Here is a 23,941-nt window from a genome sequence, read left to right on the forward strand (position 1 = left end):
GACATGCTGTATCAAGCAGCGTTACAAGTTTTACGTTTCCCGTGAGGCCGGCGACAAGACTCGCCAAGCCGTATCACTACCGACGTAATGGTATTTACTACATGCGTCTCAGGGCTACAGGTAGCACCACTGAGCTCGCTTCGGTTTCCCTGAAGACCAGCAACAGAAGGGAGGCGATGGATGTCGCAGATCAGCTTGCGGGGTTCGTCATGGCCTTTCACTTGGAGAACCCAGACGCCCCTTGGGACAAGCTGAAGGTAAATCGCCCCTAGTTTCGTAGACACCTCCATGCCTTAAAATGAGGCCAATTAGGAGGTGCCATGAGCAACCCGCGTTATCCCGAAGAATTCAAAATCCAAGCGGTCAATCAAGTGACCGAAAAGCAGCTTCCCGTGGCAGACGTTGCGGCACGCCTTGGCGTATCGACTCACAGCCTTTATGCGTGGATCAAACGCTACAGCAAGCCTCAGGAAACCCGTCAGCAAGACGATGATCAGCAAGCTGAGCTTCGTCGCCTGCGAGCAGAGCTCAAGCGGGTCACGGAAGAGCGAGATATCTTAAAAAAGGCCGCCGCGTACTTTGCCAAGGAATGCGGCTGAAGTACGCCTTTATCAAGCAGCAGGCCACCGACTACTCTATTCGACGGCTTTGCCTGACGCTGAACATCCACCCCAGTGGTTACTACGCGTGGTTGTCTGAGCCGCAATCTGTGCGGGCCAAGGACGATCAGCGCCTGCTGGGTTTGATCAAGCATTCGTGGTTGGAGAGCGGCGGCATTTATGGCTATCGCAAAATCCATGACGATCTGCGCGAAATTGGTGAGGACTGTGGCCGCCACCGAGTCGCTAGATTGATGCGTCTTAAAGGCCTTCGTTCTCAGACAGGGTATCGCCGGCGCCCAGGGAAGTACGGAGGTAAACCAACGGTCGCCTCACCCAACTTGCTAAAGCGCCAGTTTGATGTGGTCGAACCCAACAAGGTCTGGGTAACAGACATCACCTACATTCGCACGTATGAAGGTTGGCTGTATTTGGCTGTGGTGCTGGACTTGTTTTCTCGTCAAGTTGTTGGCTGGTCTATGAAGTCGCAGATGACCAGCGACTTGGCTATTGATGCATTATTGATGGCTGTCTGGAAGCGTAAGCCAAAACAGGAGGTGATGATTCACTCCGACCAGGGCAGCCAGGGCGAATTCAACCGGTCGTCGCAACACTGGATTGTTGGACAGATTTTAGATACTCATTCAGTGCTTCTGCAGGTGTTTTCCAGCCCAGTGTTTTCCGGGGTCTCATGTTCAACACATTAGCTACGGCCTGGATCTCATGCGCACTCCAACGAGACAGGTCGGTGCCTTTCGGGAAGTATTGCCGTAGAAGGCCGTTCGTATTTTCGTTCGTGCCGCGCTGCCATGGACTATGAGGATCAGCGAAGAAAACCTTCACTCCGGACTCGATGGTAAATCGAGCGTGATCCGACAGCTCCTTCCCACGATCCCAGGTCAAAGATCGCCACAGCTCGATGGGAAGATCAGTCACCGTCTTCTTCAATGCGTTGGTCATACTAACAGCCCCATAGCCGGCCAGCGCCGGGCCGTTCTTCGTCCGTGGAATTAGCCCATAACCTTTCTCGCGAGGCAGATGGACGAGCATGGTGAATCGAGTTGAGCGCTCGACCAGCGTTCCAATCGCAGAACGGTTCAAACCGATGATCAGGTCACCCTCCCAATACCCGGGTACAGCCCGGTCATCTACCTCAGCAGGGCGAGGCTCCATATGTACTCTCACAGTCCATTGACTATTCTTTGAATCCCGGCAAGCCCTGAGGGGCGCAGGTCAGCTCAAATTACAGGTGAGCTGGAAGATACAACCCGGATCGAAAATTCGCCTGCCTGCTAAAGCCTCAATGGCTGCGAGCTGTGCGACGCTAAGGTTATAACCCTCATCTCCGCGTTGAGGTGAAGACCAGTTCATGATTTCAGCTAACTGAACATCACACCCGTTCGGAAGGTCGATCTCAAAAGCTAAAAATTCGGTTTCTTTGTCAAAAGCTTCAACGGTGTATTTCACGGTTCGACCTCGCGAGTCTTATTTGCGTCTTTAGTTTGCTGTCCAGTCTCGGGATCAAACTCCCCGAGGTGCTTGCCGCGCTTGTTGTACATCTCAACAGCTCCATGCTGGCTATCCCACTCGAGAATACTGCCATCCCTAGTTTTCCACCGTTTACGCAGACCCCCGCCACCTTTTATAGGAGTTTTACGAGGTGCCACCTGTGCGTCAGGAAAGGCTGTCAGTCCTTTAGGTGGAGGGTGATAACTATGGTCACCTGATACGCTCAGCGAAATGTAAATCGGCTGAATATCGGTGTTAGGAAATGTGACGATTGCATCTTGGAAATCTGGAGGGTGCGCAGGATTCGCAAGCAACGTGTCTGATTGTGCTGTCGGCGGATACACCCAGACAGGAGGTAACTGTGGGACGCCTTCCAGTGCAGGAATACCCAGTACACCATCAGGGCTTGCCGCTGGCGTCCAAGTGAGGCCAATGCCGTTACCGATGTCAGCGACGTATTTATCACCAACCTTATCGCCCTTGATTACGGGAACGTTTTCCCAGTCCGTTTTGCCGCCAGTGTAGTATCCATAAGCGTTAACGGAGCCATCCGGCAAGGTCTTCACGTTGACACGAACACGGGTGCGGCCAGCATCAAGGGTGGCGTACTGATCCTCTTTGTAGAAGGCGCTGTCAGGCGAAATGCTGGTGTTCGGTATCAGCATTGCAACGGTGCCCACAGCAGCACCCGCCGCAACAGCCCCAGCCCCCTCCAGCAGGGTTAGTGCAAGCGAGCCACCAAGGCGTTCAGCTATTGCACTGCCAGTGGCAGAGCCGCCAACCATTTGTAGCGTAGTGCCTTGTGCTGTAATCGCCCCCCCTGTCCCAAGCACTGCCCACAGTCCGTAATCAGCCAATTTCTCAACTGGGACAAAACCAGATGGGTTGTTGTGGTTTATTACCCCGTCAGGAAGGTTACAGCTCTTGGCGAAGACGCATCCGGGGAGGCTGACTTCCTCCGGCTTCTTGATCGCGTTCCTACGTGCGTCAGCTTCCCGCTCGTTCCTTTCGTTCGCCGCCACTGTTCTGTCCCAAGCCGCCTGCGCAGCCTCTGTCGCCTCGGCATGTTGCCTGTTGCCGTCTATCCCATTACATCCCTTATAACTCGGGAATAGGTTTTCAACCGCCATAATACTTCCCTGTAAAAGTTGACTCGACCCCTTGGTGGGGGAATTCCAGCCTGTAGCTGGGCAGCATCGACGTTACCGGGAAGCTCAATAGCTGGCTGTAGGACAATTCCTAATTGCAGTACTGAATGTTCCCTGATCCATGTCATTTGCTGGGGGCGAAGGATACCCGGTGGGGTTCTTTCCACGTACCTGCTCGCCTCTGAAAGTCGGCTTCGAGGTGTTACAAGTAGCGTATCAATCCCTGACACAAGCCGTTGGCAAAGGTGTTCTGACCGCGTTACGATGCCACGACCTGACTCCTTGGAATGCGGTCAGTGTGGGAGCCGGGCTTGCCCGCGACGTCGCGTAAGCGCTCACCGGCTAATCCGCAAACACCATCTCCCGCGTTTCCCCCATCAGCAACGGCCGGTTCTGTTCCGTCACCTCGCGGATGTAATCCCACAACAGGGTGATCCGCTTCAACTTGCGCAAATCCTCCCGGCAATACATCCAGAACTGCCGCGTAATATTGATCTCCTCCCCAAGCACCGGCAGCAACCGTGCATCCTGCGCTGCCAGAAAACACGGCAGGATCGCCAACGACCTTCCCTGCTGCGCCGCCACGTACTGGGCGATCACGCTGGTACTGCGCAAGCTGGCGCTGGCGCCGGGTACCACATTGGCCAGGTACAGCAGCTCCGAGCTGAACGCCAAGTCATCGACATAGCTGATAAACGGATGATCGGCCAAATCTGCCGGGCGGCGGATGGGTGGGTGTTGATCGAGATATTCCTGGGTCGCGTACAGCTGCAACTTGTAGTCACACAGCTTGCAGCACACATAAGGCCCATGTTCCGGCCGTTCCAGGGCGATGACGATATCGGCCTCGCGCTTGGACAGGCTGATGAAGTGGGGCAGGGGTAAGATATCCACTGAGATCGCCGGGTAGGTGTCGACGAAGTGGCTCAATTGCGGCGTGACGAAGAAGCTGCCGAAACCTTCGGTGCAGCCCATGCGCACATGCCCGGATAGCGCCACGCCAGAGCCGGAAACCTGTTCGCAGGCCATGTGCAGGGTGCTTTCGATGGACTCGGCGTACCCCAGCAATCGCTGGCCTTCGGTGGTCAGGACGAAACCGTTGGTCCGGGACTTTTCAAACAGCAGCGTGCCCAGCGACCCTTCAAGGGAACTGATGCGCCGCGACACGGTGGTGTAGTCCACCGCCAGGCGCTTGGCGGCGACGCTGGCCTTGCGGGTACGGGCCACTTCGAGGAAAAACTTCAGGTCATCCCAGTTCAGGGCGCTGAGGGAGGTGATGTTTTTTTGCATATTGGACCGGCTTTTATGTGCGTTCTTATTAGAAGTTTGCACATCTATACTCCAAAAACAGTCCGAACGCCTCATCCTCAAGGCGGTTCATGCGCCTTGTCTCTGCATAACTACAAGATCTGGAGACCACAATGAACGCATCGCTTACGTCTGCCGACACCGCCGTAAAACAGGCCAAACTGTTGATCAATGGCGAATGGGTCGAGTCCAAGACCACCCAATGGCAAGACATCGTAAACCCGGCGACCCAGCAAGTACTGGCCCGTGTGCCCTTTGCCACCTCGCAAGAAGTCAACGCCGCCATCGACGCCGCCCATCGCGCCTTCCAGACCTGGAAGCTGACGCCGATCGGTGCGCGCATGCGCATCATGCTCAAGCTGCAAGCGCTGATCCGTGAACACTCCAAGCGCATCGCCGTGGTCCTCAGCGCCGAGCAGGGCAAGACCATTGCCGATGCCGAAGGCGATATTTTCCGTGGCCTGGAAGTGGTCGAACACGCCTGTTCCATCGGTACCCTGCAAATGGGCGAATTCGCTGAAAACGTTGCTGGCGGTGTCGATACCTACACCCTGCGCCAGCCCATCGGTGTGTGCGCCGGCATTACCCCGTTCAACTTCCCGGCGATGATTCCGCTGTGGATGTTCCCGATGGCCATCGCCTGCGGTAACACCTTTGTGCTCAAACCGTCGGAACAGGACCCATTGTCGACCCTGCTGCTGGTGGAGCTGGCGCTGGAAGCCGGCGTGCCGCCTGGCGTGCTTAACGTGGTCCACGGTGGCAAGGATGTGGTGGATGCGCTCTGTACCCATAAAGACATCAAGGCCGTGTCCTTCGTCGGTTCGACCGCTGTCGGTACTCACGTCTATGACCTGGCCGGCAAACACGGTAAACGCGTGCAATCGATGATGGGCGCCAAGAACCACGCCGTGGTGCTGCCGGATGCCAATCGCGAGCAAACCCTCAACGCCCTGGTAGGTGCCGGTTTCGGCGCGGCCGGCCAACGTTGCATGGCCACTTCCGTGGTGGTGCTGGTAGGTGCGGCCAAACAATGGCTGCCGGACCTCAAGGCTCTGGCGCAAAAGCTCAAAGTGAATGCCGGCAGCGAAGCGGGTACCGATGTTGGTCCGGTGATTTCCAAACGCGCCAAGGCACGCATCCTCGACCTGATCGAAAGCGGCGTGAAAGAAGGCGCCAAGCTGGAACTGGACGGTCGCGACATCAAGGTGCCGGGTTTCGAACAAGGCAACTTCATCGGCCCAACCCTGTTCTCGGGCGTGACCACCGATATGCAGATCTACACCCAGGAAATTTTCGGCCCGGTGCTGGTGGTACTGGAAGTCGACACCCTCGACCAAGCCATCGCCATGGTCAACGCCAATCCGTTCGGCAACGGCACCGGCCTGTTCACCCAGAGCGGTGCGGCGGCGCGTAAATTCCAGAGCGAGATCGACGTCGGCCAGGTCGGTATCAACATTCCGATTCCGGTGCCAGTCCCGATCTTCAGTTTCACTGGTTCCCGTGGCTCGAAACTCGGCGACCTGGGCCCGTACGGCAAGCAAGTGGTGCAGTTCTACACCCAGACCAAAACCGTCACCAGCCGCTGGTTCGACGATGACAGCGTCAACGATGGCGTCAACACCACCATCAACCTGCGCTGATCGAGGAGACGACCATGAAGATTGCATTTATCGGCCTGGGCAACATGGGCGCGCCCATGGCCCGCAACCTGATCAAGGCCGGCCACGCGCTGAACCTGTTCGACCTGAACCAAACCGTGCTCGCCGAACTGGCCGAGCTCGGCGCCAGCATCAGCGCTTCACCGCGTGACGCCGCCCAAGGCGTCGAGTTGGTCATTACGATGCTCCCGGCTGCCGCTCATGTGCGCAGCGTCTGGCTCGGTGAAGACGGCGTACTCGCTGGCATCGGCAAAGGCGTACCGGCGGTAGATTGCAGCACCATCGATCCGCAGACCGCCCGCGACGTGGCCGCTGCCGCGGCCAAGCACGGCGTGACCCTGGCCGATGCGCCGGTTTCCGGCGGCACCGGCGGTGCCCAGGCAGGGACCCTGACCTTTATGGTCGGCGCTACCCCGGAACTGTTCGCCACCCTGCAACCGGTCCTGGCGCAGATGGGCCGTAACATCGTCCACTGCGGCGAAGTCGGTACCGGGCAAATCGCCAAGATCTGCAACAACCTGCTGTTGGGCATCACCATGGTCGGCGTCAGCGAAGCGATGGCCCTGGGGGATGCGTTGGGGATCGATACGCAAGTTCTGGCCGGGATCATCAACAGTTCAACCGGGCGCTGCTGGAGTTCCGACACCTATAACCCGTGGCCGGGCATTATTGAAACCGCACCGTCGTCACGGGGTTACACCGGTGGTTTTGGTGCGGAGTTGATGCTCAAGGATTTGGGACTGGCGACTGAAGCCGCCCGCCAGGCCCACCAGCCGGTGATCCTCGGCGCCGTGGCCCAGCAGTTGTATCAGGCGATGAGCCAGCGTGGTGAAGGGGGCAAGGACTTCTCGGCGATCATCAACAGCTATCGCAAACCCCAATAGGGGATTTCCCGAGACTGTGGCGATCGGGCTTGTTGTGGCGAGCCCGCTCGCCACAAAGGGTTCTCGGTTTTGATCAGGCAAACACAAAATACTTACGCACAGTCTCGACCACTTCCCACGTGCCCTTCATACCCGGCTCAACCACAAAAATATCACCGGCCTTCAAATGAATCGGCTCCTGTCCGTCAGGGGTGATGATGCAGTAGCCTTCGCGAAAATCGCAGTATTCCCACTTCACGTACTCAACCCGCCATTTACCCGGGGTGCAGATCCAGGTGCCCATGATCTTGCTGCCGTCTTCGCTGGTATAGGCGTTGAGGTTGACGGTGTGCGGGTCACCTTCGAGTTTTTCCCATTTGCAGGCATCCAGCACCGGCAGGGGGTGGGTATCGCGCAGGACGGTGATTGGCTTGGACATGATGACTCCGAGGCAGGAAGGGAAGTGCGAACCCTATCGCCTTGGGCTGCCGGCCAATGGTCTGAACTCGACATCGGGATGCCCAGAAGCGCAGGCGCGAGATTTGAAACATCCAATCACCAATCAGCCATTTCCTCGCAGTAAGTGCGAAAGATTTCCCGCTTTGCGCTGGAATTCGCAAGAATATTTACAGCTGGCCCTCGTATCATTCTCTTCAGGAACGACCGAGAGCCTTTTGAATGAATCCAATAAAAACGTGGTGGGATATCAGCCCGCCCTTGAGCACAGCGACCCCGACCTGGCCTGGGGATACGCTATTTCAGGAAGAGCGGGTCTGGCAGTTCGGCCCCGAATGCCCGGTGAATGTCGGGCGCATCACCCTTTCGCCTCACACCGGCGCCCATGTCGATGCGCCGTTGCATTACAGCGCTGATGGCGCGCCCATCGGCGAAGTGTCTTTGGATGTGTACATGGGCCCGTGCCGGGTGCTGCATTGCCTGGACAGCGGCGCGCTGGTGCAGCCGCAGCAGTTGGAGGGCCGCCTGGAAAATGTGCCTGAACGTGTTCTGCTGCGCACTTATCAACAGGCTCCGCTGACCACCTGGGATTCGAATTTCACCGCCGTTGCCAAGGAAACCGTCGAGTTGCTGGCCAGCCTCGGCGTGCGCCTGATTGGTATCGATACCCCGTCGCTCGACCCGCAGCAATCCAAAACCATGGATTCCCACAACGCCGTCGCTCGCCACGGCATGGCGATTCTCGAAGGCATCGTCCTCGACGACGTGCCGGAGGGCGATTACGAGTTGATCGCGCTGCCGCTGCGTTTTGCCAACCTCGATGCCAGCCCGGTACGAGCAATCCTCCGTCCGCTCAAGGAGCCCACGCGATGAGCCAGTGTCCCTTCTCTTCTGAATATGTGCCGCCTGATTACCAGCCGCCGGAAGAATGGCATAACGCCGAGCTGAATTTTTCCGAGTCCATGAGCTACGGCGACTACCTGGACCTGGGCAAAGTGCTCAGCGCCCAGCACCCACTGTCGCCGGACCACAACGAGATGCTGTTCATCATCCAGCACCAGACCTCGGAGCTGTGGATGAAACTGATGCTCCACGAACTCAAGGCCGCCCGCGAACACGTGCGTCTGGGCGAGTTGCCGCCGGCATTCAAGATGCTGGCGCGGGTGTCGCGGATCTTCGATCAACTGGTGCATGCCTGGGCCGTGTTGGCGACCATGACACCGTCGGAGTACAAGTCGATCCGCCCGTACCTGGGCCAGTCGTCCGGCTTCCAGTCGTTCCAGTACCGGGAAATCGAATTTATTCTCGGCAACAAAAGTGCGGCGCTGTTGCGGCCTCACGCTCATCGCCCGGAGTTGTTGCAGGAGTTGCAAGTGGCGATAGCCACGCCGTCGCTGTATGACGAAGCGATCAACTTGATGGCCAAGGCCGGCTTGGCGATTGATCCCCTGCGCGCCGAACGCGATCCGACGGCGGCCACGGTTCACGACGCGTCTGTGGAGGCGGCTTGGCGTGAGGTCTATCGCGATCCGAGCCGTTATTGGGACTTGTATCAGTTGGCCGAAAAATTCATCGACCTTGAAGACTCCTTCCGCCAATGGCGCTTTCGCCACGTCACCACGGTGGAACGGATCATCGGCTTCCAGCCCGGTACCGGCGGCACCGAAGGCGTCGGCTACCTGCGCAAGATGCTCGACACTGTGCTGTTTCCCGAGCTGTGGCGGGTGCGTTCCACGCTGTAACCTGCGCCCAACAAAAAGCCCCGGCATTCATCGAATGCCGGGGCTTTTTATCAACCTTCAGAAGGTTATTGCGCCGTAGCCACCGCCTTGGCGTTGTTCATGCGCAACCGGTACGCCACATAGATAATCCCCACCCACACCGGAATCGCATACACCGACGCCCGCACACCCGGGATCGCCAGCATCACGCAGATGATCATCAGCATGAACGCCAGGCACAGGTAGTTGCTGAACGGGAACCAGAAGGTCTTGAACGACGGCACCACGCCTTGATCGCCCATGGCCTTGCGGAACTTGATGTGGGTCAGGCTGATCAGCGCCCAGTTGATCATCAGCGAAGCAACCACCAACGCGAACAACAACTCCAGCGCGTTATGGGGGGCGACGTAGTTGATCACCACGCAGAGCAACGTCACCAGGGCTGAAACGCCCAAGGCCCGCAATGGCACGCCTTGTTTGTTGAGCTTCATGAACGCCTTGGGTGCATCGCCCTGTTCGGCCAGGCCGAAGAGCATGCGGCTGTTGCAGTACACGCCGCTGTTGTACACCGACAGCGCCGCGGTCAGCACCACGAAGTTGAGGATGTGCGCGGCGGTGTCGTTGCCGATCAACGAGAAGATCTGCACAAACGGGCTGCCGCTGTAGGCATCGCCGGACGCGCCGAGGGTTTGCAGCAGTTGATCCCAGGGGTACAACGACAGCAGCACGGTCAGTGCGCCGACGTAGAAAATCAGGATCCGGTACACCACCTGGTTGATCGCCTTGGGGATCACCTTGCGCGGCTCGCTGGCCTCGGCGGCAGTAATACCCACTAACTCCAGGCCACCGAACGAGAACATGATGAATGCCATGGACATCAACAGCCCCATGCCGCCATTGGGGAAGAAGCCGCCGTGGTCCCACAGGTTACTCACCGAGGCTTGCGGGCCGCCGGTGCCGCTGAACAGCAGGTAGCAACCGAGCAGGATCATGCCGATGATCGCCACGACCTTGATGATCGCGAACCAGAATTCGGTCTCGCCGAAGAACTTCACGTTCAGGGTGTTGATCAGGTTGACCGCGATAAAGAACACCACCGCGCTGGCCCAGGTCGGAATCTCCGGCCACCAGAACTGGATGTACTTGCCTACCGCCGTCAGTTCGGCCATGCCCACCAGTACGTAGAGTACCCAGTAGTTCCAGCCCGCCAGGAAGCCCGGATAACCGCCCCAGTATTTGTGGGCAAAGTGGCTGAAGGAGCCCGCCACCGGTTCTTCAACGATCATTTCGCCCAGCTGGCGCATGATCAGAAACGCGATGAACCCGGCTATCGCATAGCCGAGGATCATCGACGGCCCCGCCGACTTGAGCACCCCGGCCGAACCGAGGAACAAGCCTGTGCCAATCGCCCCACCCAAGGCAATCAGCTGAATATGCCGGTTCTTCAGGCCGCGCTTGAGGCCTACCGGGTTAACCATGTCATCCGCCATTAACATTCCCTTCTACTTGTTTTTTTCAGGGTTGATCGCACGCTGAACCAGCCCCTCACACCTGCTGAGGGGTCAGATATTACTCTCGGTAAACTTTTCGTAATACAGCTGAACGCCATCAAGTGCCTGATCCAACAGCCATTGCTTGATGGAATCGACCATCGGTGGGGGACCGCAGACGTATATATCCGCCGAACTGTCCCGCAATTGTGCCAAATCGAAATGCTCGGTGAGGTAGCCGCGCTTTCCGGCCCAGTCGGGCGGCGGGTCGCTGAGCACTTCGGTATAGCGAAAACCTGGGATTTTTTCGGCGTAGGCGTTGATGCGCTCGGCTTCGCACAAATCGGCGGCACCGCGCACGCCGTAATACAAATGCACCGGTTGATCGCAACCGCGTTCGGCCAGCTCATCGAGCATGGCCAACAGCGCCGACAACCCGGTGCCACCGGCCATCAGCACCAGTGGCTGGGTGACATGCCTTAGATAGAACGCCCCCAGCGGTGCTTCCAGCAGCAGTTCATCGCCGACCTGGCAGCGTTCGCGGATGTAATTGCTCATCACACCATCGGGCAACAGGCGGATCAGAAACTGCAACTGATTGCCGGGGCGGTTGGCGAAGGAATAGGAGCGCTGGCTGTCCGTGCCGGGAATCGACAGCCGCGCATATTGGCCCGGAAGAAAATCCAATGCCTGGTCTAGCTGCAGATACAGGATCGCCGTGCTGGCCGAGACCTGTTGCACGTTGCTGACCGTGCTGCGGACCTGCAGCGGCCCCGGCGCGTTGCACAGGCTCGAATCAAAATCGAAATAGAACGCCGCATCGGATTTAACCCGAGTCTGGCAACTGAGCATCTTGCGCTGTTGCAGGTCGAGACTGGAGAGGGCTTCCTCGTCCACATAGTCCTGGCTGTAATCGCCAGACTCGCAGCGACCCTGGCAGGTGCCGCAGACGCCTTCGCGACAATCCAGCGGAATCTTGATGCCGTTGCGCAACGCCGCATCCAGCAGGATTTCATTGGCGCCCACCGGAAAAAACAACGTCTTGCCGTCGGCAAAACTGAAGGCCACTTTGTGATTCATCCACCGTTCTCCATGGATTGGGTAATACCTGTAGGAGCGAGCTTGCTCGCGAAAAACGTTAACGATGACGCGGGCATCCTGAATGCATGCGGCGCCCTTGGGTTTTTCGCGAGCAAGCTCGCTCCTACAGTTGAGGGTTAGAGGTGGTAGAAATCGAGCACCGAGTTGATGGTGTCGTTGAGCAGCAGCGCATGCTTGCGCGTGATCAGCCAACTGTCACCATGGGGCTTGAGGCTGTAAGTGGCGCTGCCATAGAACTGCTCCGAGGTGGCCAGCCGATAAAACAACGTGTGCCAGTTCAACCGCACTTCCAGCACGCCCTCTGCCTGCTGGGCAATGCGCACGTTGTTGATCAAGTGCAAGGTGCGCGGCATCGGTGTGGCAGACGCCGCCTTGCCGGTGCGCAGGCGAAACACTCGGTCTTCCAGGCCCGAGCGGTTGGCGTAATAGATCAGCGACATCTCGCGCTTGGGGTCGCGGGTGTAGACGTGCTCCGAGTCCCATTGCGGCAGGTGAAATTCACTCTGCGGGTCGAACAACTGTACATAGGCGTCCCAGTCCTGGGCGTCGCACAGCTCGGATTTGCGGTAGAAGAACTGCTCGATCTGGTATTGCAGTTGCGCATTCATCATCACACCTCACGCAGTTTCAGAGATTGCTGGTCGAGACCGTCCAGCAAAAACTTCTGCCAGTTGCGGTGCTGGTTGACGTACAGCCCTTCGTGGGTGAATTCGGTGCCGGTCATGGCTGGCTGGATGCCGATGGCTTCGCTGTTGGGGGTAGGCCCGTTTTCCCAGCGATGGCTGCCACGGGAGATATCGCTCCAGCGCTCCAGGCGGCCCTGGAAACCGCGCTGGGCTTCGCGAAATTCCACCAGGTCGTCCGGGGTGCCCATGCCGGACACGTTGAAGAAATCTTCAAACTGGCGAATACGGTTTTCCCGGTCGGCGTCGGATTCGTTCTTCACGCCCAGGCACTGGCTGATGATCTCGGTCTTGTTCCAGGCCAGTGGGCGGATGATCCGCAGCTGCGAGCTGATTTGGTCGAGGAAGAACAGGCTCGGGTAGATGTTCAGGTTGCGCAGGCGATGCATCATCCACTCGGCCTTGTCCTGGCCATGTTCTTCCACCAGACGCGGCATGATGGTGGCGTAGCCGGAGCGCACTGTCGGGTTGGGCATGTCGCTGAACAGCAGGCTGTGGCCGTTGTTGAAAGCGAACCAGCCATCATCGGTATTGGCATCGCCGGCGCCGAGCTTGCTGTAGTCCAGCGTGGTACCTACACCTGCTCCGTTTTCCGTGTTGACCTGCTGGCGATGCTGCACCGTGGCCACGTAGTTATAGTGCACGGTGCTGACGTGGTAACCGTCCAGGCCGTTTTCGTTTTGCAGCTTCCAGTTGCCATCGTAGGTGTAGGCCGACTTGCCGGGCAGCACTTCCAGTTCACCGGTGGCGGACTGGGCGACCATCATGTCAAAGAACACTTTGGCGTCGCCGAGAAAGTCTTCCAGGCTGTCGGTGCCATTCACATCCAGGCTGATAAACACGAACCCCTTGTAGCTCTCGATCCGCGCCTTTTTCAGCCCGCGGGTGGCCTTGTCGAAGCCTTCCGGGTATTCCCCCGGGGCCTTGACCTTCACCAGCCGGCCATCGCTCTTGTAGCACCAGGCGTGGAAGGGGCAGGTGAACGTCGACTGGTTGCCCTTGCCGACCCGAGTCAGGGTGGTGCCGCGATGCTGGCAGGCGTTGATCAGCGCATTGAGCTGGCCGTCGCCGTCACGGGTGATGATCATCGGCTGGCGCCCGGCGCGCATCGTCACGAAGTCGTGGTGGTTGGCCAATTCGCTTTCGTGGCAGGCGTAGATCCAGTTTTTTTCGAAGATCAGTTCCATCTCCAGTTCGAACAGTTCCGGCTCGGTGAACATCGCCCGGGCAATGCGGAACACTTCGTCCACCGGGCGAAAATCCAGGCAGTCTTCGATAAACGTTTTCCACTGTTCGACGCTTCTTGCACCACTCATGGGAGGCACCTTTTTGATAATGGCTAATCGGGTAGGCCATTAAGAGGCTGCGAAGGGGCGGCGGGCTATCCGGTTAATGGGGGAAGGTGGGCCGGATAGTTGGGCAAGAAATACCCACTGCGGTGCAGGGCGGTGGCGTAATGCGCTACTGTCTTGCAGGGCAATTGTCGGAAAAGTCTGCTTGTTATCCACATAGTCGACGGTTGCTATCCACCCAGTGGCAATGCCGCTGGCGTGGCGCAGAACTTGCTCTCTTCCACTAGAGAGCTCAGCCAAGACGCGCCGTCAGAGCGCGCTGGTCACAACCGCCGTGGGTGCCCGTGATGACTAGCAATACACGCGATATATGTATCGAGCGCTTCGACCTTGAAGGCGCCCGCAGCTGGATGTCCGGTATTTGCGGGCCGCACCGGCTGGAGACGGCGACACCGGAGCGCATCCGCTTCCACCACAGCGCCAATGTGTTCAAGTCCCGCGCCACGACGCTGGGGATTATTGAATACGGCACCGACGTCACCATCGACATCGAAGACGCCGAGCACTTCAGCAGCTACAGCCTCAGTCTGCCTCTGGTGGGCGAGCAGGAACTGAGCAAGAACGGCGAGCGGCTCAGTTCCAACCGCGACCAAGGCGTCATCATCTCGCCCAATGAGCACCAGGTGCTGGCGATCTCTGGCGACTGCCGCAAGCTGCAAGTAGTGATCACTCGTGCGGCCATGAGCGAATCCCTGGAAGGCCTGTTGCAACGGCCGATTGAAGCGCCTTTGCAGTTCGAGTCGGTGATGGACGCGGTGGAGGGCGCCTCGGCGTCCTGGTGGCGCATGGCGCGTTACTTCATCGCGGAGCTGGAACGCAGCAGCGAACTGTATGACCAGGCGGCCTTTACGCGGGATTTGGAAAGCTCGCTGATCAAGGGCCTGATCCTCGCCCAGCCGAACAACTATTCCGAAGAGCTGCGGGACGTGCTGGGGGTGAAGCTGCCGCACTATTTAATTCGCGCCCGCCAGTACATCCACGACAACGCCCGGGAGGCGGTGCATCTGGAAGACCTTGAAACGGCCGCCGGAGTGTCGCGATTCAAACTGTTCGATGCGTTCAGGAAGTACTTCGCCCTGTCGCCCATGGCCTATCTGAAAAAGTATCGCCTTGGTGCCGTGCGCCAGGAAATCCTTGAGCACGGCTCAACCCGAACCATTTCTGAAATCGCCCTGGGCTGGGGCTTTACCCACTTGGGGCGATTCTCTGCCGAGTACCGCAAACTGTTCGATGAGTCTCCCAGCCAAACCCTGCAACGCAACGACGCCCGGCGCATGCGTGGCTAGATCAACTCTTCCACCAGTTGCAGGCAATGACTGAGCCCCGGCGACTGGTCATTGACCCGCCGGCTGAGAATGATCGGCGAGGTGGCGTTGGCCTCCACAATCGAGGTGTAGCCGATATCCGCACGGTGCAGCATTTGCACCGAAGCCGGCACCAGCGTCACGCCCATACCGGCACCCACCAGGCCGATGGCGGTCTGCAATTCATTGGTCCACTGCGCCACCGTGAGGCTCAAGCCATGGGCATCGAACAGCGCGAGCACATGGTCGGCGTAACTGGGGCGCGGGTTGCCGGGGTAGAGCACGAACGGCTCCGCGGCCAATTGCGCAAGGGTCGCCGGGGCGCCCAGCAGCGGGTGGCCGGCTGGCAGTACGGCCACCAACCGATCTTCCACCAACACCCGCTGCACAATTGCCGGATCATCGATGCGAATCCGCCCGAACCCCACATCAATCCGCCCGGCCTTGAGGGCTTCGACTTGTTGCAGGGTGGTCATCTCCGACAATCCCAACTCCAGCTCCAGCTCATCGTGGCTACGCAGGCGACGAATCAAATCAGGCAGCACGCCATACAGCGTCGACGGCGCAAAACCGATGCCCAGCCAGGTCTTTTCGCCAAGGCCAATACGGCGGGTGTTGTCGCAGACCTTGCCCAGTTGTTCCAGCAACACATTGGCGTGTTCATAGAAAAACCGTCCGGCTTCGGTCAGCCGCAGGGGTCGACCGCGTTCCAGCAACACCACACCCAACTCTTCTTCCAGTTGCTGGATCTGCCGGCTCAACGGCGGCTGGGCGATGTGCAGGCGTTCGGCTGCGCGGGTGAAGTTCAGGGTTTCTCCCAGCACCTGGAAGTAACGTAAATGGCGAAGCTCCATTGGGACTCCTTTCATACCTTAAGGGTATTGTTCGAGACTAATTCTATATTGGAAGCCATTAAAGATGCGGGACAGAATCGGGTCAAATCTATAAAGAACCCAATGGGTATTACCATGCCGATTTGTACCATCGAGTCGATCGAGACCATCATCGTCGACCTCCCCACCATCCGCCCGCACAAACTGGCGATGCACACGATGCAGAACCAGACCCTGGTGATCATCCGCGTGCGCTGCGCCGACGGCATCGAAGGCATCGGCGAGGCCACCACCATCGGTGGCTTGAGCTACGGCAATGAAAGCCCCGACAGCATCAAGACCAACATCGACAAACACTTCGCACCGCTGTTGATCGGCCAGGACGCCAGCAACATCAACGCGGCCATGTTGCGACTGGAGCGCAGCATTCGCGGCAATACCTTTGCCAAGTCGGGCATTGAAAGCGCCTTGCTCGATGCGCTGGGCAAACGCCTGAACTTGCCCGTCAGCGAACTGCTCGGTGGCCGGGTGCGCGATGCCCTACCGGTAGCCTGGACCCTGGCCAGCGGCAACACCGAAAAGGATATTGCCGAAGCCGAGAAAATGCTCGATCTGCGCCGCCACCGTATTTTCAAATTGAAGATCGGAGCGGGCGAAGTCGGTCACGACCTGGCCCACGTCATCGCCATCAAAAAAGCCCTGGGTGACCGCGCAAGCGTCAGGGTCGATGTCAACCAGGCCTGGGATGAAGCCGTGGCCCTGCGCGCCTGCAAGGTGCTGGGGGACAACGGCATCGACCTGATCGAGCAGCCGATCTCGCGCCATAACCGCAGTGGCATGGCTCGTCTCAACCTGTCGAGCCCGGCGCCGATCATGGCCGACGAATCTATCGAATGTGTCGAGGACGCCTTCAACCTGGCCCGCGAAGGTGCGGCTTCGGTGTTCGCCCTGAAGATCGCCAAAAACGGCGGCCCGCGTGCGGTGTTGCGCACGGCGGCAATTGCCGAGGCGGCAGGCATCGGCCTGTACGGCGGCACCATGCTCGAAGGTGGCATCGGCACGCTGGCCTCGGCCCATGCCTTCCTCACGCTGAACAAGCTGGCGTGGGACACCGAGCTGTTCGGACCGCTGCTGCTCACCGAAGACATCCTCAGCGAGCCGCTGGTGTACCGCGATTTCCACCTGCATGTCTCGACCGCGCCGGGCCTGGGCCTGGCCATCGATGAGGAGCGCTTGGCGTTCTTCCGTCGCGACAAACACTAAGAGGAACCTGCCATGTTGTTCCACGTAAAAATGACCGTGAACCTGCCCGTCGACATGAACCCCGAGCGTGCCACCGCCCTCAAGGCCGAGGAAAAAGCCCTGGCCCAGCGACTGCAACAAGCGGGCAAGTGGCGCCACCTGTGGCGCATCGCCGGGCTGTACGCCAACTACAGCGTGTTCGATGTCGACAGTGTGCAAGAACTGCACGACCTGTTGATGCAACTGCCGCTTTATCCCTACATGGCCATTGAGGTGAATGCCCTGTGCCGGCATCCGTCGTCGATCCATGAGGATGATCGCTGAGTCTGTTTTTCCAACTAATAATTACAAGATGAGGATTGCACCATGTCCATCCGACTTTCCCAAACTGCCCACGCCCAACAGTTTCTCGAAGAAGCCAGCGGCCACCACCATGACGGCGGCAACCCACGGACCAAGGCGCTGATTTACCGAATCCTGCGCGACACGGTAAACATCATCGAAGACCTGGAAGTGACCCCAGAAGAGTTTTGGACGGCGGTCAACTACCTCAACGAACTGGGCAAGAACCAGGAAGCCGGACTGCTCGCCGCCGGCCTTGGGCTGGAGCATTACCTAGACCTGTTGATGGATGCAGCAGACGAAGAAGCCGGCAAGTCCGGCGGTACACCACGCACCATCGAAGGCCCGCTGTATGTTGCTGGTGCGCCGCTGTCCAAGTTTGAGGCGCGACTGGATGACGGACTGGACCCAGGCGTGCCGCTGTTCATGCAGGGCCAGGTCCGTGACACTGATGGCAAGCCATTGGCGGGGGCGATTGTCGATGTGTGGCAGGCCAATACGGGCGGCACCTATTCGTGGTTCGACGGCACTCAAACGGAGTTCAATTTGCGTCGCCGCATCGAGACCGATGCCCAGGGCAACTACCGCTTTCGCAGCATCGTGCCGTCAGGTTACGGCTGCCCGCCGAGCGGTCCTACGCAGCAGTTGCTGGACCAGTTGGGGCGCCATGGCCAGCGGCCGGCGCATATTCACTTCTTCATTTCGGCGCCGGGTTATCGGCACCTGACCACGCAGATCAACCTGTCGGATGATCCGTACCTGCATGATGATTTTGCCTACGCGACGCGCGATGAGTTGATTGCCGAGATTAGCTTCAGCGATGACCAGGGGCTGGCGCGGGAGTTTGGGGTAGAAGGTCGGTTTGCGCAGATTGATTTTGACTTTGAGTTGCAGCCGGCAGCGGCGCCTGTCGAGCAGAAACGCATGCAGCGGGTTCGAGCGCTGGAAGACTAAACCCCCACACCCTTTGTAGGCGCGAGCTTGCTCGCGAAGGTATTTCAGGCGCATTGCTGCGGTGGATGTACCTTTTTCGCGAGCAAACTCGCTCCTACAGAGGGCACGTTGTCGGCAGGGGCTATTTGCGCACTACCAAGTCCAACAAGTCATCCCGATCCTTGATCTTCTGCAAGACAATCTCCGAGCGTATATCCATTACCCCCGCCGTGCGATTCAGGTGATTAACAATGAAGTCCGAAAAGTGCTTCAGATTGCGCGCCTGCACCCGCAGCACATAGTTGCTGGCGCCGGTGATCACATAGGCGCTGGCCACTTCCGGCCAGCCCTGAACCTTCTTGATAAACGTCTCGTGCCAATCCTCCACATCCTGGCGCAATGACAGGTGGACGATGGCTTCCAGCTCGATCCCCAACTGCTCGGCATTCAACACCGCACGATAACCGCTGATGATTCCCTCGCTTTCCAGCAGGCGCAAACGGCGCAGGCAGGCGGACGGCGACAGGGCGACTTTCTCCGCCAGTTCCTGGTTGCTGATACGGCCATCCTGTTGCAGAAAATGCAGGAGGCGCAGGTCGGTAGCGTCGAGAATCATGATTGGAATAAATCCGCGTGTTTTGGAGTTAAATTCGAATTTCCTACAGCTTAATTAGCCTGTTGCCCACCACTTTGCACGAAAATTCTCTAAAACTTCGTTCATTATTTGCTTCAGCGTGCAGGACACGTCATCGATAACAACAGGATTGACCATGACTACAAGAAACCATTGCCTGGCCCTCGACGCCCAAGATCCGCTGGCGCCTTTGCGCAAGCAATTTGCGTTGCCGGAGGGTGTGATCTACCTCGACGGCAATTCCCTCGGTGCGCGCCCGGTGGCGGCATTGGAACGGGCGCAAGCGGTGATTGCCGAGGAATGGGGCAATGGTTTGATTCGCAGCTGGAACAGCGCCGGCTGGCGCGATTTGCCGGAGCGCCTGGGCAATCGCCTGGCCCCGCTGATCGGCGCCCGCGACGGCGAAGTGGTGATTACCGACACCACGTCCATCAACCTGTTCAAGGTGCTCAGCGCGGCGTTGAGCGTGCAGCGTGAGCGCGCGTCGCACCGCAAGGTCATCATCAGCGAAACCAGCAACTTTCCCACCGACCTGTACATCGCCGAAGGCCTGGCCGAGCTGCTGCAACAGGGCTACTCCCTGCGTCTGGTGAACAGCCCCGACGAACTGCCGCAAGCCATCGACCAGGACACTGCGGTGGTGATGCTCACCCATGTCAACTACAAGACCGGCTACATGCACGACATGCAAGCGCTGACTGCGCTGAGCCATGAGTGTGGTGCCCTGGCGATCTGGGACCTGGCGCACTCGGCGGGCGCAGTACCGATCGACCTGCATCAGGCCTGCGCGGATTATGCGATCGGCTGCACCTACAAATACCTCAATGGCGGGCCTGGCTCCCAGGCGTTCGTGTGGGTCAATCCGGCGCTGGTGGATGTGGTGACGCAGCCGCTGTCGGGGTGGTTCGGGCATACCCGGCAGTTCGCCATGGAATCGCGTTATGCCCCGAGCAACGGCATCGCCCGCTACCTGTGTGGCACTCAACCGATTACCTCGCTGGCGATGGTGGAGTGTGGCCTGGAGATTTTCGCCCAGACCGATATGGCCAGCCTGCGCCGAAAATCCCTGGCGCTGACCGATCTGTTTATCGAGCAGGTAGAAGCCCGCTGCGCGGCCCACGAACTGAACCTGATTACTCCGCGTGAGCATGCCAAGCGCGGCAGTCATGTCAGCTTCGAACACCCGCAAGGTTATGCAATCGTCCAGGCCTTGATCGCCCGAGGCGTGATTGGTGATTATCGCGAGCCGCAGATCATGCGCTTTGGTTTTACGCCGCTGTATACCAGCTTCACCGAAGTCTGGGATGCGGTGGAAATTCTCGGCGAGATTCTCGACCAGAAGACTTGGGACCAGCCGCAATTCCAGGTTCGCCATAGCGTCACTTAAGCGGCAGCTATCGATCAACGTAGGAGCTGTCGAGCCAGGGCGAGGCTGCGAAGGGATCACCTCGGTGCAACTGACAGACCGAGGCGCCTGCATCGCAGCCTCGCCCGGGCTCGACAGCTGCTACGAAGGGCAAGCAACAAACAGTGCAATCACAATAATAAAGGGGCACGCCACGTGACCATGCCAGACAAAGGCTTTGCTGAAATAACCAACCGCGAACTGGGCCTGCGGCGCCAGCTCACCTGCGGCCAGATGAGCATGATCGCCATCGGTGGCGCCATCGGCACTGGGCTGTTCATGGGCAGCGCCTACGCCATCGGCTATGCCGGGCCCAGCGTGCTGCTCAGCTATGCCATCGGTGCGCTGATCACCTTGCTGTTGATGGGGTGCCTGGCGGAAATGACGGTGGCCCATTCCACCTCCGGCTCTTTCGGCGCCTATGCCGAGTTTTACATCAGCCCCCTGGCTGGTTTTCTGGTGCGCTACGCCTACTGGGCGGCGATTGTGCTGGCGGTGGGCGCTGAGGTCACGGCGGTGGCGATGTACATGAAGTACTGGTTCGCCAACGTACCGGAATGGGTGTGGATCATCTCGTTCTCCAGCGTGCTGATCGTTCTCAACGCCATCAGCGTCAAGGCTTTCGGCACCTTCGAGTACTGGTTTTCCACCATCAAGATCAGCGCCATCGTCGGCTTCATCATTCTTGCGGTGTATGTGGTGTTCGGCTCCGGCAACCCGGATTACGGCGTGCAGAATTACAGCGCCCACGGTGGTTTTTTCCCCAACGGCCTGAGCGGCATGTGGATCGCGGTGATCGTGTCGATTTTCAGCTACCTGAGCGTCGAAATGATCGCCGTGGCGGCGGGCGAAGCGGCAGACCCGGAGCAGGCGGTGAAGAAGGCCTTTCGCGCCACCATCGTGCGCCTGGTGGTGTTCTACCTGCTGACCCTGGCGCTGATGCTGGCCATCGTGCCGTGGAACCAGGCTAGCCATGCTCAAAGCCCGTTCGTCACGGTGATGCAGACCATCGGCATTCCCGGCGCCACCGGGGTGATGAACTTCGTGATTCTGATCGCCGCGCTGTCGGCGATGAACAGCCAGCTCTACATCACCACGCGCATGATGTTCAGCCTGTCCCGCGCCGGCTTTGCACCCAAATCCATGGGCGCCTTGAGCAAGAGCGGCATCCCGCTCAATGCCTTGCTGCTGTCCAGTTCCGGCATCGCCCTGGCCACACTGCTTAACGTGGTGTACCCGCAAAGTGCGTTCACCCTGATGATGGCGATCTCGATGTTTGGGGCGATCTTCACCTGGTTCATGATCTTCCTCACGCACCTGTTTTTCCGCCGCTACCGCAAGCGCCACGGCGGGGCGAAGTTGTCGTTTCAACTGCGTTTGTTTCCCTACAGCACCCTGCTGGGATTGGTGTTGATGGGGGCGGTGATGATCACCACCTACTTCACCGAGGCGTTCAAAATGACCTTGGTGTTCGGTGTGCCGTTCCTGCTGATTCTGTCGGCGGTGTATTACGGGTTCTTCCGCAAGGGGCGCGACAAGGCGTCGAGCAAGGCCTTGGCGTAACCTGGCAACTGATCGAACACCCGCGCGCATAACAGCAACTTGCGACAGGCCCATTCCTCCTCCAGAGGCTGGGCCTTGAAGCGGTGCTCCTGGGGCCAACGCTCCAGCGCCGCCAGCGGCACGATGCCCAGGCCGGCACCTCGGGCGACCATGCGCATCACCCCGTCAAAACCTTCGGCGCGAATGCGTGTTTGCAAGCGAAAGCCTGCGTGCAAGGCCTGCTCTTCCAGATAAACCGCCAGGGCACTGTCGGCGGCCAGCGCCACATAGTCATGCTGCAGGCTGTCGACAAAACTCACCGGCGGCCCTTCAGCCAGCGGATGGTCCAGAGGTAGGATCAACACCAGCGGATCATCGCGAAAGGGCAGGGTCTGCAAGCCGTGGGTGTCGACGGCATCGGAAATAATCCCTAGGTCCGCCGCGCCCTGGCGCAAGACGTGGGTGATGCGCAGGCTGGGCAGTTCCTGCAGGTCGATATCGAGGTTGGGATGCTCGCGTAAAAAATCCGCCAGCAGTTCCGGCAGGTATTCGCTGATCGCCGTGGTGTTGCACAGCAGGCGCACCTGGCCTTTGACGCCGTTGGCGTATTCCGCGAGGTCCTGCTGCATGCGTTCGGCTTGCTGCAACAACAGCCGGGCATGCTGGGCCAACGCCTTGCCCGCCGCTGTCGGCGTCACACCGCGGCGGCCACGCTGAAGGAACTCGATGCCCAACGACGCTTCCATCGCCCGAACCCGCGCACTGGCCGCCGCGAGGGACAAATGGCTGCGGCTGGCGCCGGCGGTGATATTGCCGGTGTCGAGAATGTGCAGGTAGAGGCGAAGGTCGATCAGGTCAAAATGCATGGCCAAATCCTTTATCCATAGCCTCTATCCAGGCAAGAGGCTGGCTCAGTATATGGTGAATTTCCAGCCTCGACCCAACCCTTCAAAATCAGCCGATGAATACATTCCTGGCGTTCTACCAAAACCTCGGTCCAGCCCTGACGTTGCTGGTTATCGGTACTTTCCTGCTGGCGGGCACCGTCAAGGGCGTTATTGGCCTGGGCTTGCCCACCGTCGCCATGGGTATGCTCGGCTTGGCTATGTTTCCGGCGCAGGCTGCGGCGTTGCTGATTATTCCCTCTATTGTCACCAACCTCTGGCAACTGGCGTTTGGCGGGAATTTGAGTGCCCTGATCAAACGGCTATGGCCGATGTTGCTGCTGATTTTTCTCGGCACGGGGCTTGGCAGTTTGTGGTTGGGTATGGATGGCGAGGCGTGGGTGGTGCGAGCGTTGGGCGGGGCGTTGCTGGTATACGCCTTGAGCGGTCTGTTCTTGCCCAACTTCAAGGTGAGCACGGCGACGGAGCGTTGGCTCGGTCCGCTGTGCGGCGTGCTGACCGGCATAATCACCTCGGCCACCGGCGTCTTCGTGATCCCGGCGGTGCCCTATCTGCAAGCCTTGGGCTTGAACCGTGATCAGTTGGTCCAGGCGCTGGGCCTGTCGTTCACCGTGTCCACCCTGGCGCTGGCGGCGGGGTTGTTCTGGCGTGGCAGCCTCGGCGGCGGCGAAATCAATGCCTCGCTGCTGGCGCTGGTGCCAGCGCTGCTGGGCATGTGGCTGGGCCAGGCCGTGCGCCAACGCATCAGTGCCGTGCTGTTCAAACGGGTGTTCTTTATCGGCATGGCGGCGCTGGGCAGCCACCTGCTGATCAGCGGCTAGCGGACGAGGCGCTGAGCATGTCGATGACGCTAAAGCCTACTTGCTCGATCATCTGGGTGAATCCTTAAAGGTGTTTGGAAATTTTAAGGCAA

22 protein-coding genes and 2 pseudogenes are annotated in these 23,941 nt (G+C 59.0%); 12 read left to right on the plus strand and 12 right to left on the minus strand.

The features are described 5' to 3' along the window. Positions 1-320: 320 nt before the first annotated feature. A pseudogene (locus AAEZ06_RS25530) lies at positions 321-1,186 on the plus strand (IS3 family transposase); the annotation flags it as partial. Positions 1,187-1,193: 7 nt separating this feature from the next. On the opposite strand, the pseudogene AAEZ06_RS25535 reads toward AAEZ06_RS25530, so the two are convergent. The 4 genes and pseudogenes from AAEZ06_RS25535 to AAEZ06_RS25550 all read right to left on the minus strand — a co-directional run. Continuing rightward, positions 1,194-1,778, minus strand: a pseudogene (locus tag AAEZ06_RS25535) (IS30 family transposase); the annotation flags it as partial. Between the two features lie 54 nt (positions 1,779-1,832). Then, positions 1,833-2,066 (minus strand): DUF7683 domain-containing protein, encoded by a 234-nt coding sequence (locus tag AAEZ06_RS25540; RefSeq protein ID WP_149415029.1) that lies wholly within the window; start codon positions 2,064-2,066, stop codon positions 1,833-1,835. Beyond that, entirely contained in the window at positions 2,063-3,238 is a 1,176-nt protein-coding gene (locus AAEZ06_RS25545; protein ID WP_256666389.1) for a colicin E3/pyocin S6 family cytotoxin, read from the minus strand. The genes AAEZ06_RS25540 and AAEZ06_RS25545 overlap by 4 nt, the downstream gene beginning before the upstream one ends. A 360-nt stretch (positions 3,239-3,598) precedes the next feature. After that, the gene (locus tag AAEZ06_RS25550; RefSeq protein WP_149415028.1) at positions 3,599-4,546 is read right to left on the minus strand and encodes a LysR family transcriptional regulator; all 948 of its coding nucleotides are present in this window, start codon (positions 4,544-4,546) and stop codon (positions 3,599-3,601) included. A gap of 131 nt (positions 4,547-4,677) precedes the next feature. Between AAEZ06_RS25550 and AAEZ06_RS25555 the strand changes: the two genes are divergently transcribed. Both AAEZ06_RS25555 and mmsB read left to right on the plus strand, forming a co-directional pair. Continuing rightward, positions 4,678-6,204 (plus strand): CoA-acylating methylmalonate-semialdehyde dehydrogenase, encoded by a 1,527-nt coding sequence (locus AAEZ06_RS25555; RefSeq protein WP_350616843.1) that lies wholly within the window; start codon positions 4,678-4,680, stop codon positions 6,202-6,204. A gap of 14 nt (positions 6,205-6,218) precedes the next feature. Then, the gene (gene mmsB / locus AAEZ06_RS25560; RefSeq protein ID WP_149415026.1) at positions 6,219-7,106 is read left to right on the plus strand and encodes a 3-hydroxyisobutyrate dehydrogenase; all 888 of its coding nucleotides are present in this window, start codon (positions 6,219-6,221) and stop codon (positions 7,104-7,106) included. 73 nt (positions 7,107-7,179) lie between these two features. Here the strand turns inward: mmsB and AAEZ06_RS25565 are convergent, their stop codons facing one another. Beyond that, the gene (locus AAEZ06_RS25565) at positions 7,180-7,524 is read right to left on the minus strand and encodes a cupin domain-containing protein (RefSeq protein ID WP_133103650.1); all 345 of its coding nucleotides are present in this window, start codon (positions 7,522-7,524) and stop codon (positions 7,180-7,182) included. 239 nt (positions 7,525-7,763) lie between these two features. On the opposite strand from AAEZ06_RS25565, the gene kynB reads away from it, so the two are divergent. Both kynB and kynA read left to right on the plus strand, forming a co-directional pair. Next, a complete protein-coding gene (gene kynB, locus AAEZ06_RS25570; RefSeq protein ID WP_149415025.1) occupies positions 7,764-8,414 on the plus strand; it encodes an arylformamidase in 651 nt (216 codons plus the stop codon). Next, the gene (gene kynA, locus AAEZ06_RS25575) at positions 8,411-9,283 is read left to right on the plus strand and encodes a tryptophan 2,3-dioxygenase (protein ID WP_350616847.1); all 873 of its coding nucleotides are present in this window, start codon (positions 8,411-8,413) and stop codon (positions 9,281-9,283) included. Before kynB ends, kynA begins: the two co-directional genes overlap by 4 nt. Before the next feature lie 65 nt (positions 9,284-9,348). Here the strand turns inward: kynA and AAEZ06_RS25580 are convergent, their stop codons facing one another. The 4 genes from AAEZ06_RS25580 to antA form a co-directional block, all read right to left on the minus strand. Then, positions 9,349-10,752, minus strand: a complete 1,404-nt coding sequence (locus tag AAEZ06_RS25580) for an amino acid permease (protein WP_350616849.1) — start codon at positions 10,750-10,752, stop codon at positions 9,349-9,351. Positions 10,753-10,824: 72 nt separating this feature from the next. Beyond that, a complete protein-coding gene (gene antC / locus AAEZ06_RS25585; RefSeq protein WP_149415022.1) occupies positions 10,825-11,832 on the minus strand; it encodes an anthranilate 1,2-dioxygenase electron transfer component AntC in 1,008 nt (335 codons plus the stop codon). 137 nt (positions 11,833-11,969) lie between these two features. Then, positions 11,970-12,461 carry an anthranilate 1,2-dioxygenase small subunit gene (antB, locus tag AAEZ06_RS25590; RefSeq protein ID WP_149413278.1) on the minus strand — a complete coding sequence of 164 codons (492 nt, stop codon included), beginning with the start codon at positions 12,459-12,461 and terminating at the stop codon, positions 11,970-11,972. A 2-nt stretch (positions 12,462-12,463) separates the two neighbouring features. Continuing rightward, the gene (gene antA / locus AAEZ06_RS25595) at positions 12,464-13,852 is read right to left on the minus strand and encodes an anthranilate 1,2-dioxygenase large subunit (protein ID WP_350616852.1); all 1,389 of its coding nucleotides are present in this window, start codon (positions 13,850-13,852) and stop codon (positions 12,464-12,466) included. Between the two features lie 323 nt (positions 13,853-14,175). On the opposite strand from antA, the gene AAEZ06_RS25600 reads away from it, so the two are divergent. Beyond that, positions 14,176-15,174, plus strand: a complete 999-nt coding sequence (locus AAEZ06_RS25600; RefSeq protein ID WP_350616854.1) for an AraC family transcriptional regulator — start codon at positions 14,176-14,178, stop codon at positions 15,172-15,174. On the opposite strand, the gene AAEZ06_RS25605 is transcribed toward AAEZ06_RS25600, so the two are convergent. Next, positions 15,171-16,046 (minus strand): LysR family transcriptional regulator, encoded by an 876-nt coding sequence (locus AAEZ06_RS25605; protein ID WP_149413275.1) that lies wholly within the window; start codon positions 16,044-16,046, stop codon positions 15,171-15,173. The genes AAEZ06_RS25600 and AAEZ06_RS25605 overlap by 4 nt on opposite strands. 114 nt (positions 16,047-16,160) lie before the next feature. Between AAEZ06_RS25605 and AAEZ06_RS25610 the strand changes: the two genes are divergently transcribed. From AAEZ06_RS25610 to catA, 3 genes are read left to right on the plus strand one after another with little or no spacing between them, the layout of a single operon-like run. Then, positions 16,161-17,288, plus strand: a complete 1,128-nt coding sequence (locus tag AAEZ06_RS25610) for a muconate cycloisomerase family protein (RefSeq protein WP_149413274.1) — start codon at positions 16,161-16,163, stop codon at positions 17,286-17,288. A 12-nt stretch (positions 17,289-17,300) separates the two neighbouring features. Beyond that, the gene (gene catC, locus AAEZ06_RS25615; RefSeq protein ID WP_133103641.1) at positions 17,301-17,591 is read left to right on the plus strand and encodes a muconolactone Delta-isomerase; all 291 of its coding nucleotides are present in this window, start codon (positions 17,301-17,303) and stop codon (positions 17,589-17,591) included. A gap of 42 nt (positions 17,592-17,633) precedes the next feature. Beyond that, positions 17,634-18,563 (plus strand): catechol 1,2-dioxygenase, encoded by a 930-nt coding sequence (gene catA, locus AAEZ06_RS25620; RefSeq protein WP_149413273.1) that lies wholly within the window; start codon positions 17,634-17,636, stop codon positions 18,561-18,563. Positions 18,564-18,684: 121 nt separating this feature from the next. On the opposite strand, the gene AAEZ06_RS25625 is transcribed toward catA, so the two are convergent. Then, complete coding sequence (locus tag AAEZ06_RS25625) at positions 18,685-19,158, minus strand: Lrp/AsnC family transcriptional regulator (RefSeq protein WP_003212305.1); 474 nt, start codon at positions 19,156-19,158, stop codon at positions 18,685-18,687. A 154-nt stretch (positions 19,159-19,312) separates the two neighbouring features. Between AAEZ06_RS25625 and kynU the strand changes: the two genes are divergently transcribed. Then, the gene (kynU, locus tag AAEZ06_RS25630; protein ID WP_350616858.1) at positions 19,313-20,563 is read left to right on the plus strand and encodes a kynureninase; all 1,251 of its coding nucleotides are present in this window, start codon (positions 19,313-19,315) and stop codon (positions 20,561-20,563) included. Between the two features lie 180 nt (positions 20,564-20,743). After that, positions 20,744-22,144: an amino acid permease gene (locus tag AAEZ06_RS25635; RefSeq protein ID WP_178114491.1), complete on the plus strand. Its 1,401-nt coding sequence runs from the start codon at positions 20,744-20,746 to the stop codon at positions 22,142-22,144. Here the strand turns inward: AAEZ06_RS25635 and AAEZ06_RS25640 are convergent. Beyond that, positions 22,090-22,989, minus strand: a complete 900-nt coding sequence (locus tag AAEZ06_RS25640) for a LysR family transcriptional regulator (RefSeq protein ID WP_149413270.1) — start codon at positions 22,987-22,989, stop codon at positions 22,090-22,092. The two genes, AAEZ06_RS25635 and AAEZ06_RS25640, sit on opposite strands and share 55 nt — an antisense overlap. Before the next feature lie 95 nt (positions 22,990-23,084). On the opposite strand from AAEZ06_RS25640, the gene AAEZ06_RS25645 reads away from it, so the two are divergent. Continuing rightward, positions 23,085-23,849 carry a sulfite exporter TauE/SafE family protein gene (locus AAEZ06_RS25645; protein ID WP_149413269.1) on the plus strand — a complete coding sequence of 255 codons (765 nt, stop codon included), beginning with the start codon at positions 23,085-23,087 and terminating at the stop codon, positions 23,847-23,849. Positions 23,850-23,941 lie beyond the last annotated feature (92 nt).

Origin of the sequence: Pseudomonas sp. HY7a-MNA-CIBAN-0227, assembly GCF_040310325.1 — a bacterium.
Lineage (GTDB): Bacteria > Pseudomonadota > Gammaproteobacteria > Pseudomonadales > Pseudomonadaceae > Aquipseudomonas.

Bases quoted from the DNA above. Each gene is read 5' to 3' on its own strand.
- catC (WP_133103641.1), top strand. From the start codon at position 17,301: ATGTTGTTCCACGTAAAAATGACCGTGAACCTGCCCGTCGACATGAAC.
- AAEZ06_RS25625 (WP_003212305.1), bottom strand. From the start codon at position 19,158: ATGATTCTCGACGCTACCGACCTGCGCCTCCTGCATTTTCTGCAACAG.
- kynB (WP_149415025.1), top strand. From the start codon at position 7,764: ATGAATCCAATAAAAACGTGGTGGGATATCAGCCCGCCCTTGAGCACA.
- kynA (WP_350616847.1), top strand. From the start codon at position 8,411: ATGAGCCAGTGTCCCTTCTCTTCTGAATATGTGCCGCCTGATTACCAG.
- AAEZ06_RS25610 (WP_149413274.1), top strand. From the start codon at position 16,161: ATGCCGATTTGTACCATCGAGTCGATCGAGACCATCATCGTCGACCTC.
- AAEZ06_RS25635 (WP_178114491.1), top strand. From the start codon at position 20,744: ATGCCAGACAAAGGCTTTGCTGAAATAACCAACCGCGAACTGGGCCTG.
- catA (WP_149413273.1), top strand. From the start codon at position 17,634: ATGTCCATCCGACTTTCCCAAACTGCCCACGCCCAACAGTTTCTCGAA.
- AAEZ06_RS25605 (WP_149413275.1), bottom strand. From the start codon at position 16,046: ATGGAGCTTCGCCATTTACGTTACTTCCAGGTGCTGGGAGAAACCCTG.
- AAEZ06_RS25550 (WP_149415028.1), bottom strand. From the start codon at position 4,546: ATGCAAAAAAACATCACCTCCCTCAGCGCCCTGAACTGGGATGACCTG.
- AAEZ06_RS25645 (WP_149413269.1), top strand. From the start codon at position 23,085: ATGAATACATTCCTGGCGTTCTACCAAAACCTCGGTCCAGCCCTGACG.
- AAEZ06_RS25580 (WP_350616849.1), bottom strand. From the start codon at position 10,752: ATGGCGGATGACATGGTTAACCCGGTAGGCCTCAAGCGCGGCCTGAAG.
- AAEZ06_RS25555 (WP_350616843.1), top strand. From the start codon at position 4,678: ATGAACGCATCGCTTACGTCTGCCGACACCGCCGTAAAACAGGCCAAA.
- AAEZ06_RS25545 (WP_256666389.1), bottom strand. From the start codon at position 3,238: ATGGCGGTTGAAAACCTATTCCCGAGTTATAAGGGATGTAATGGGATA.
- mmsB (WP_149415026.1), top strand. From the start codon at position 6,219: ATGAAGATTGCATTTATCGGCCTGGGCAACATGGGCGCGCCCATGGCC.
- antA (WP_350616852.1), bottom strand. From the start codon at position 13,852: ATGAGTGGTGCAAGAAGCGTCGAACAGTGGAAAACGTTTATCGAAGAC.
- antB (WP_149413278.1), bottom strand. From the start codon at position 12,461: ATGAATGCGCAACTGCAATACCAGATCGAGCAGTTCTTCTACCGCAAA.
- kynU (WP_350616858.1), top strand. From the start codon at position 19,313: ATGACTACAAGAAACCATTGCCTGGCCCTCGACGCCCAAGATCCGCTG.
- AAEZ06_RS25565 (WP_133103650.1), bottom strand. From the start codon at position 7,524: ATGTCCAAGCCAATCACCGTCCTGCGCGATACCCACCCCCTGCCGGTG.
- antC (WP_149415022.1), bottom strand. From the start codon at position 11,832: ATGAATCACAAAGTGGCCTTCAGTTTTGCCGACGGCAAGACGTTGTTT.
- AAEZ06_RS25600 (WP_350616854.1), top strand. From the start codon at position 14,176: ATGACTAGCAATACACGCGATATATGTATCGAGCGCTTCGACCTTGAA.
- AAEZ06_RS25640 (WP_149413270.1), bottom strand. From the start codon at position 22,989: ATGCATTTTGACCTGATCGACCTTCGCCTCTACCTGCACATTCTCGAC.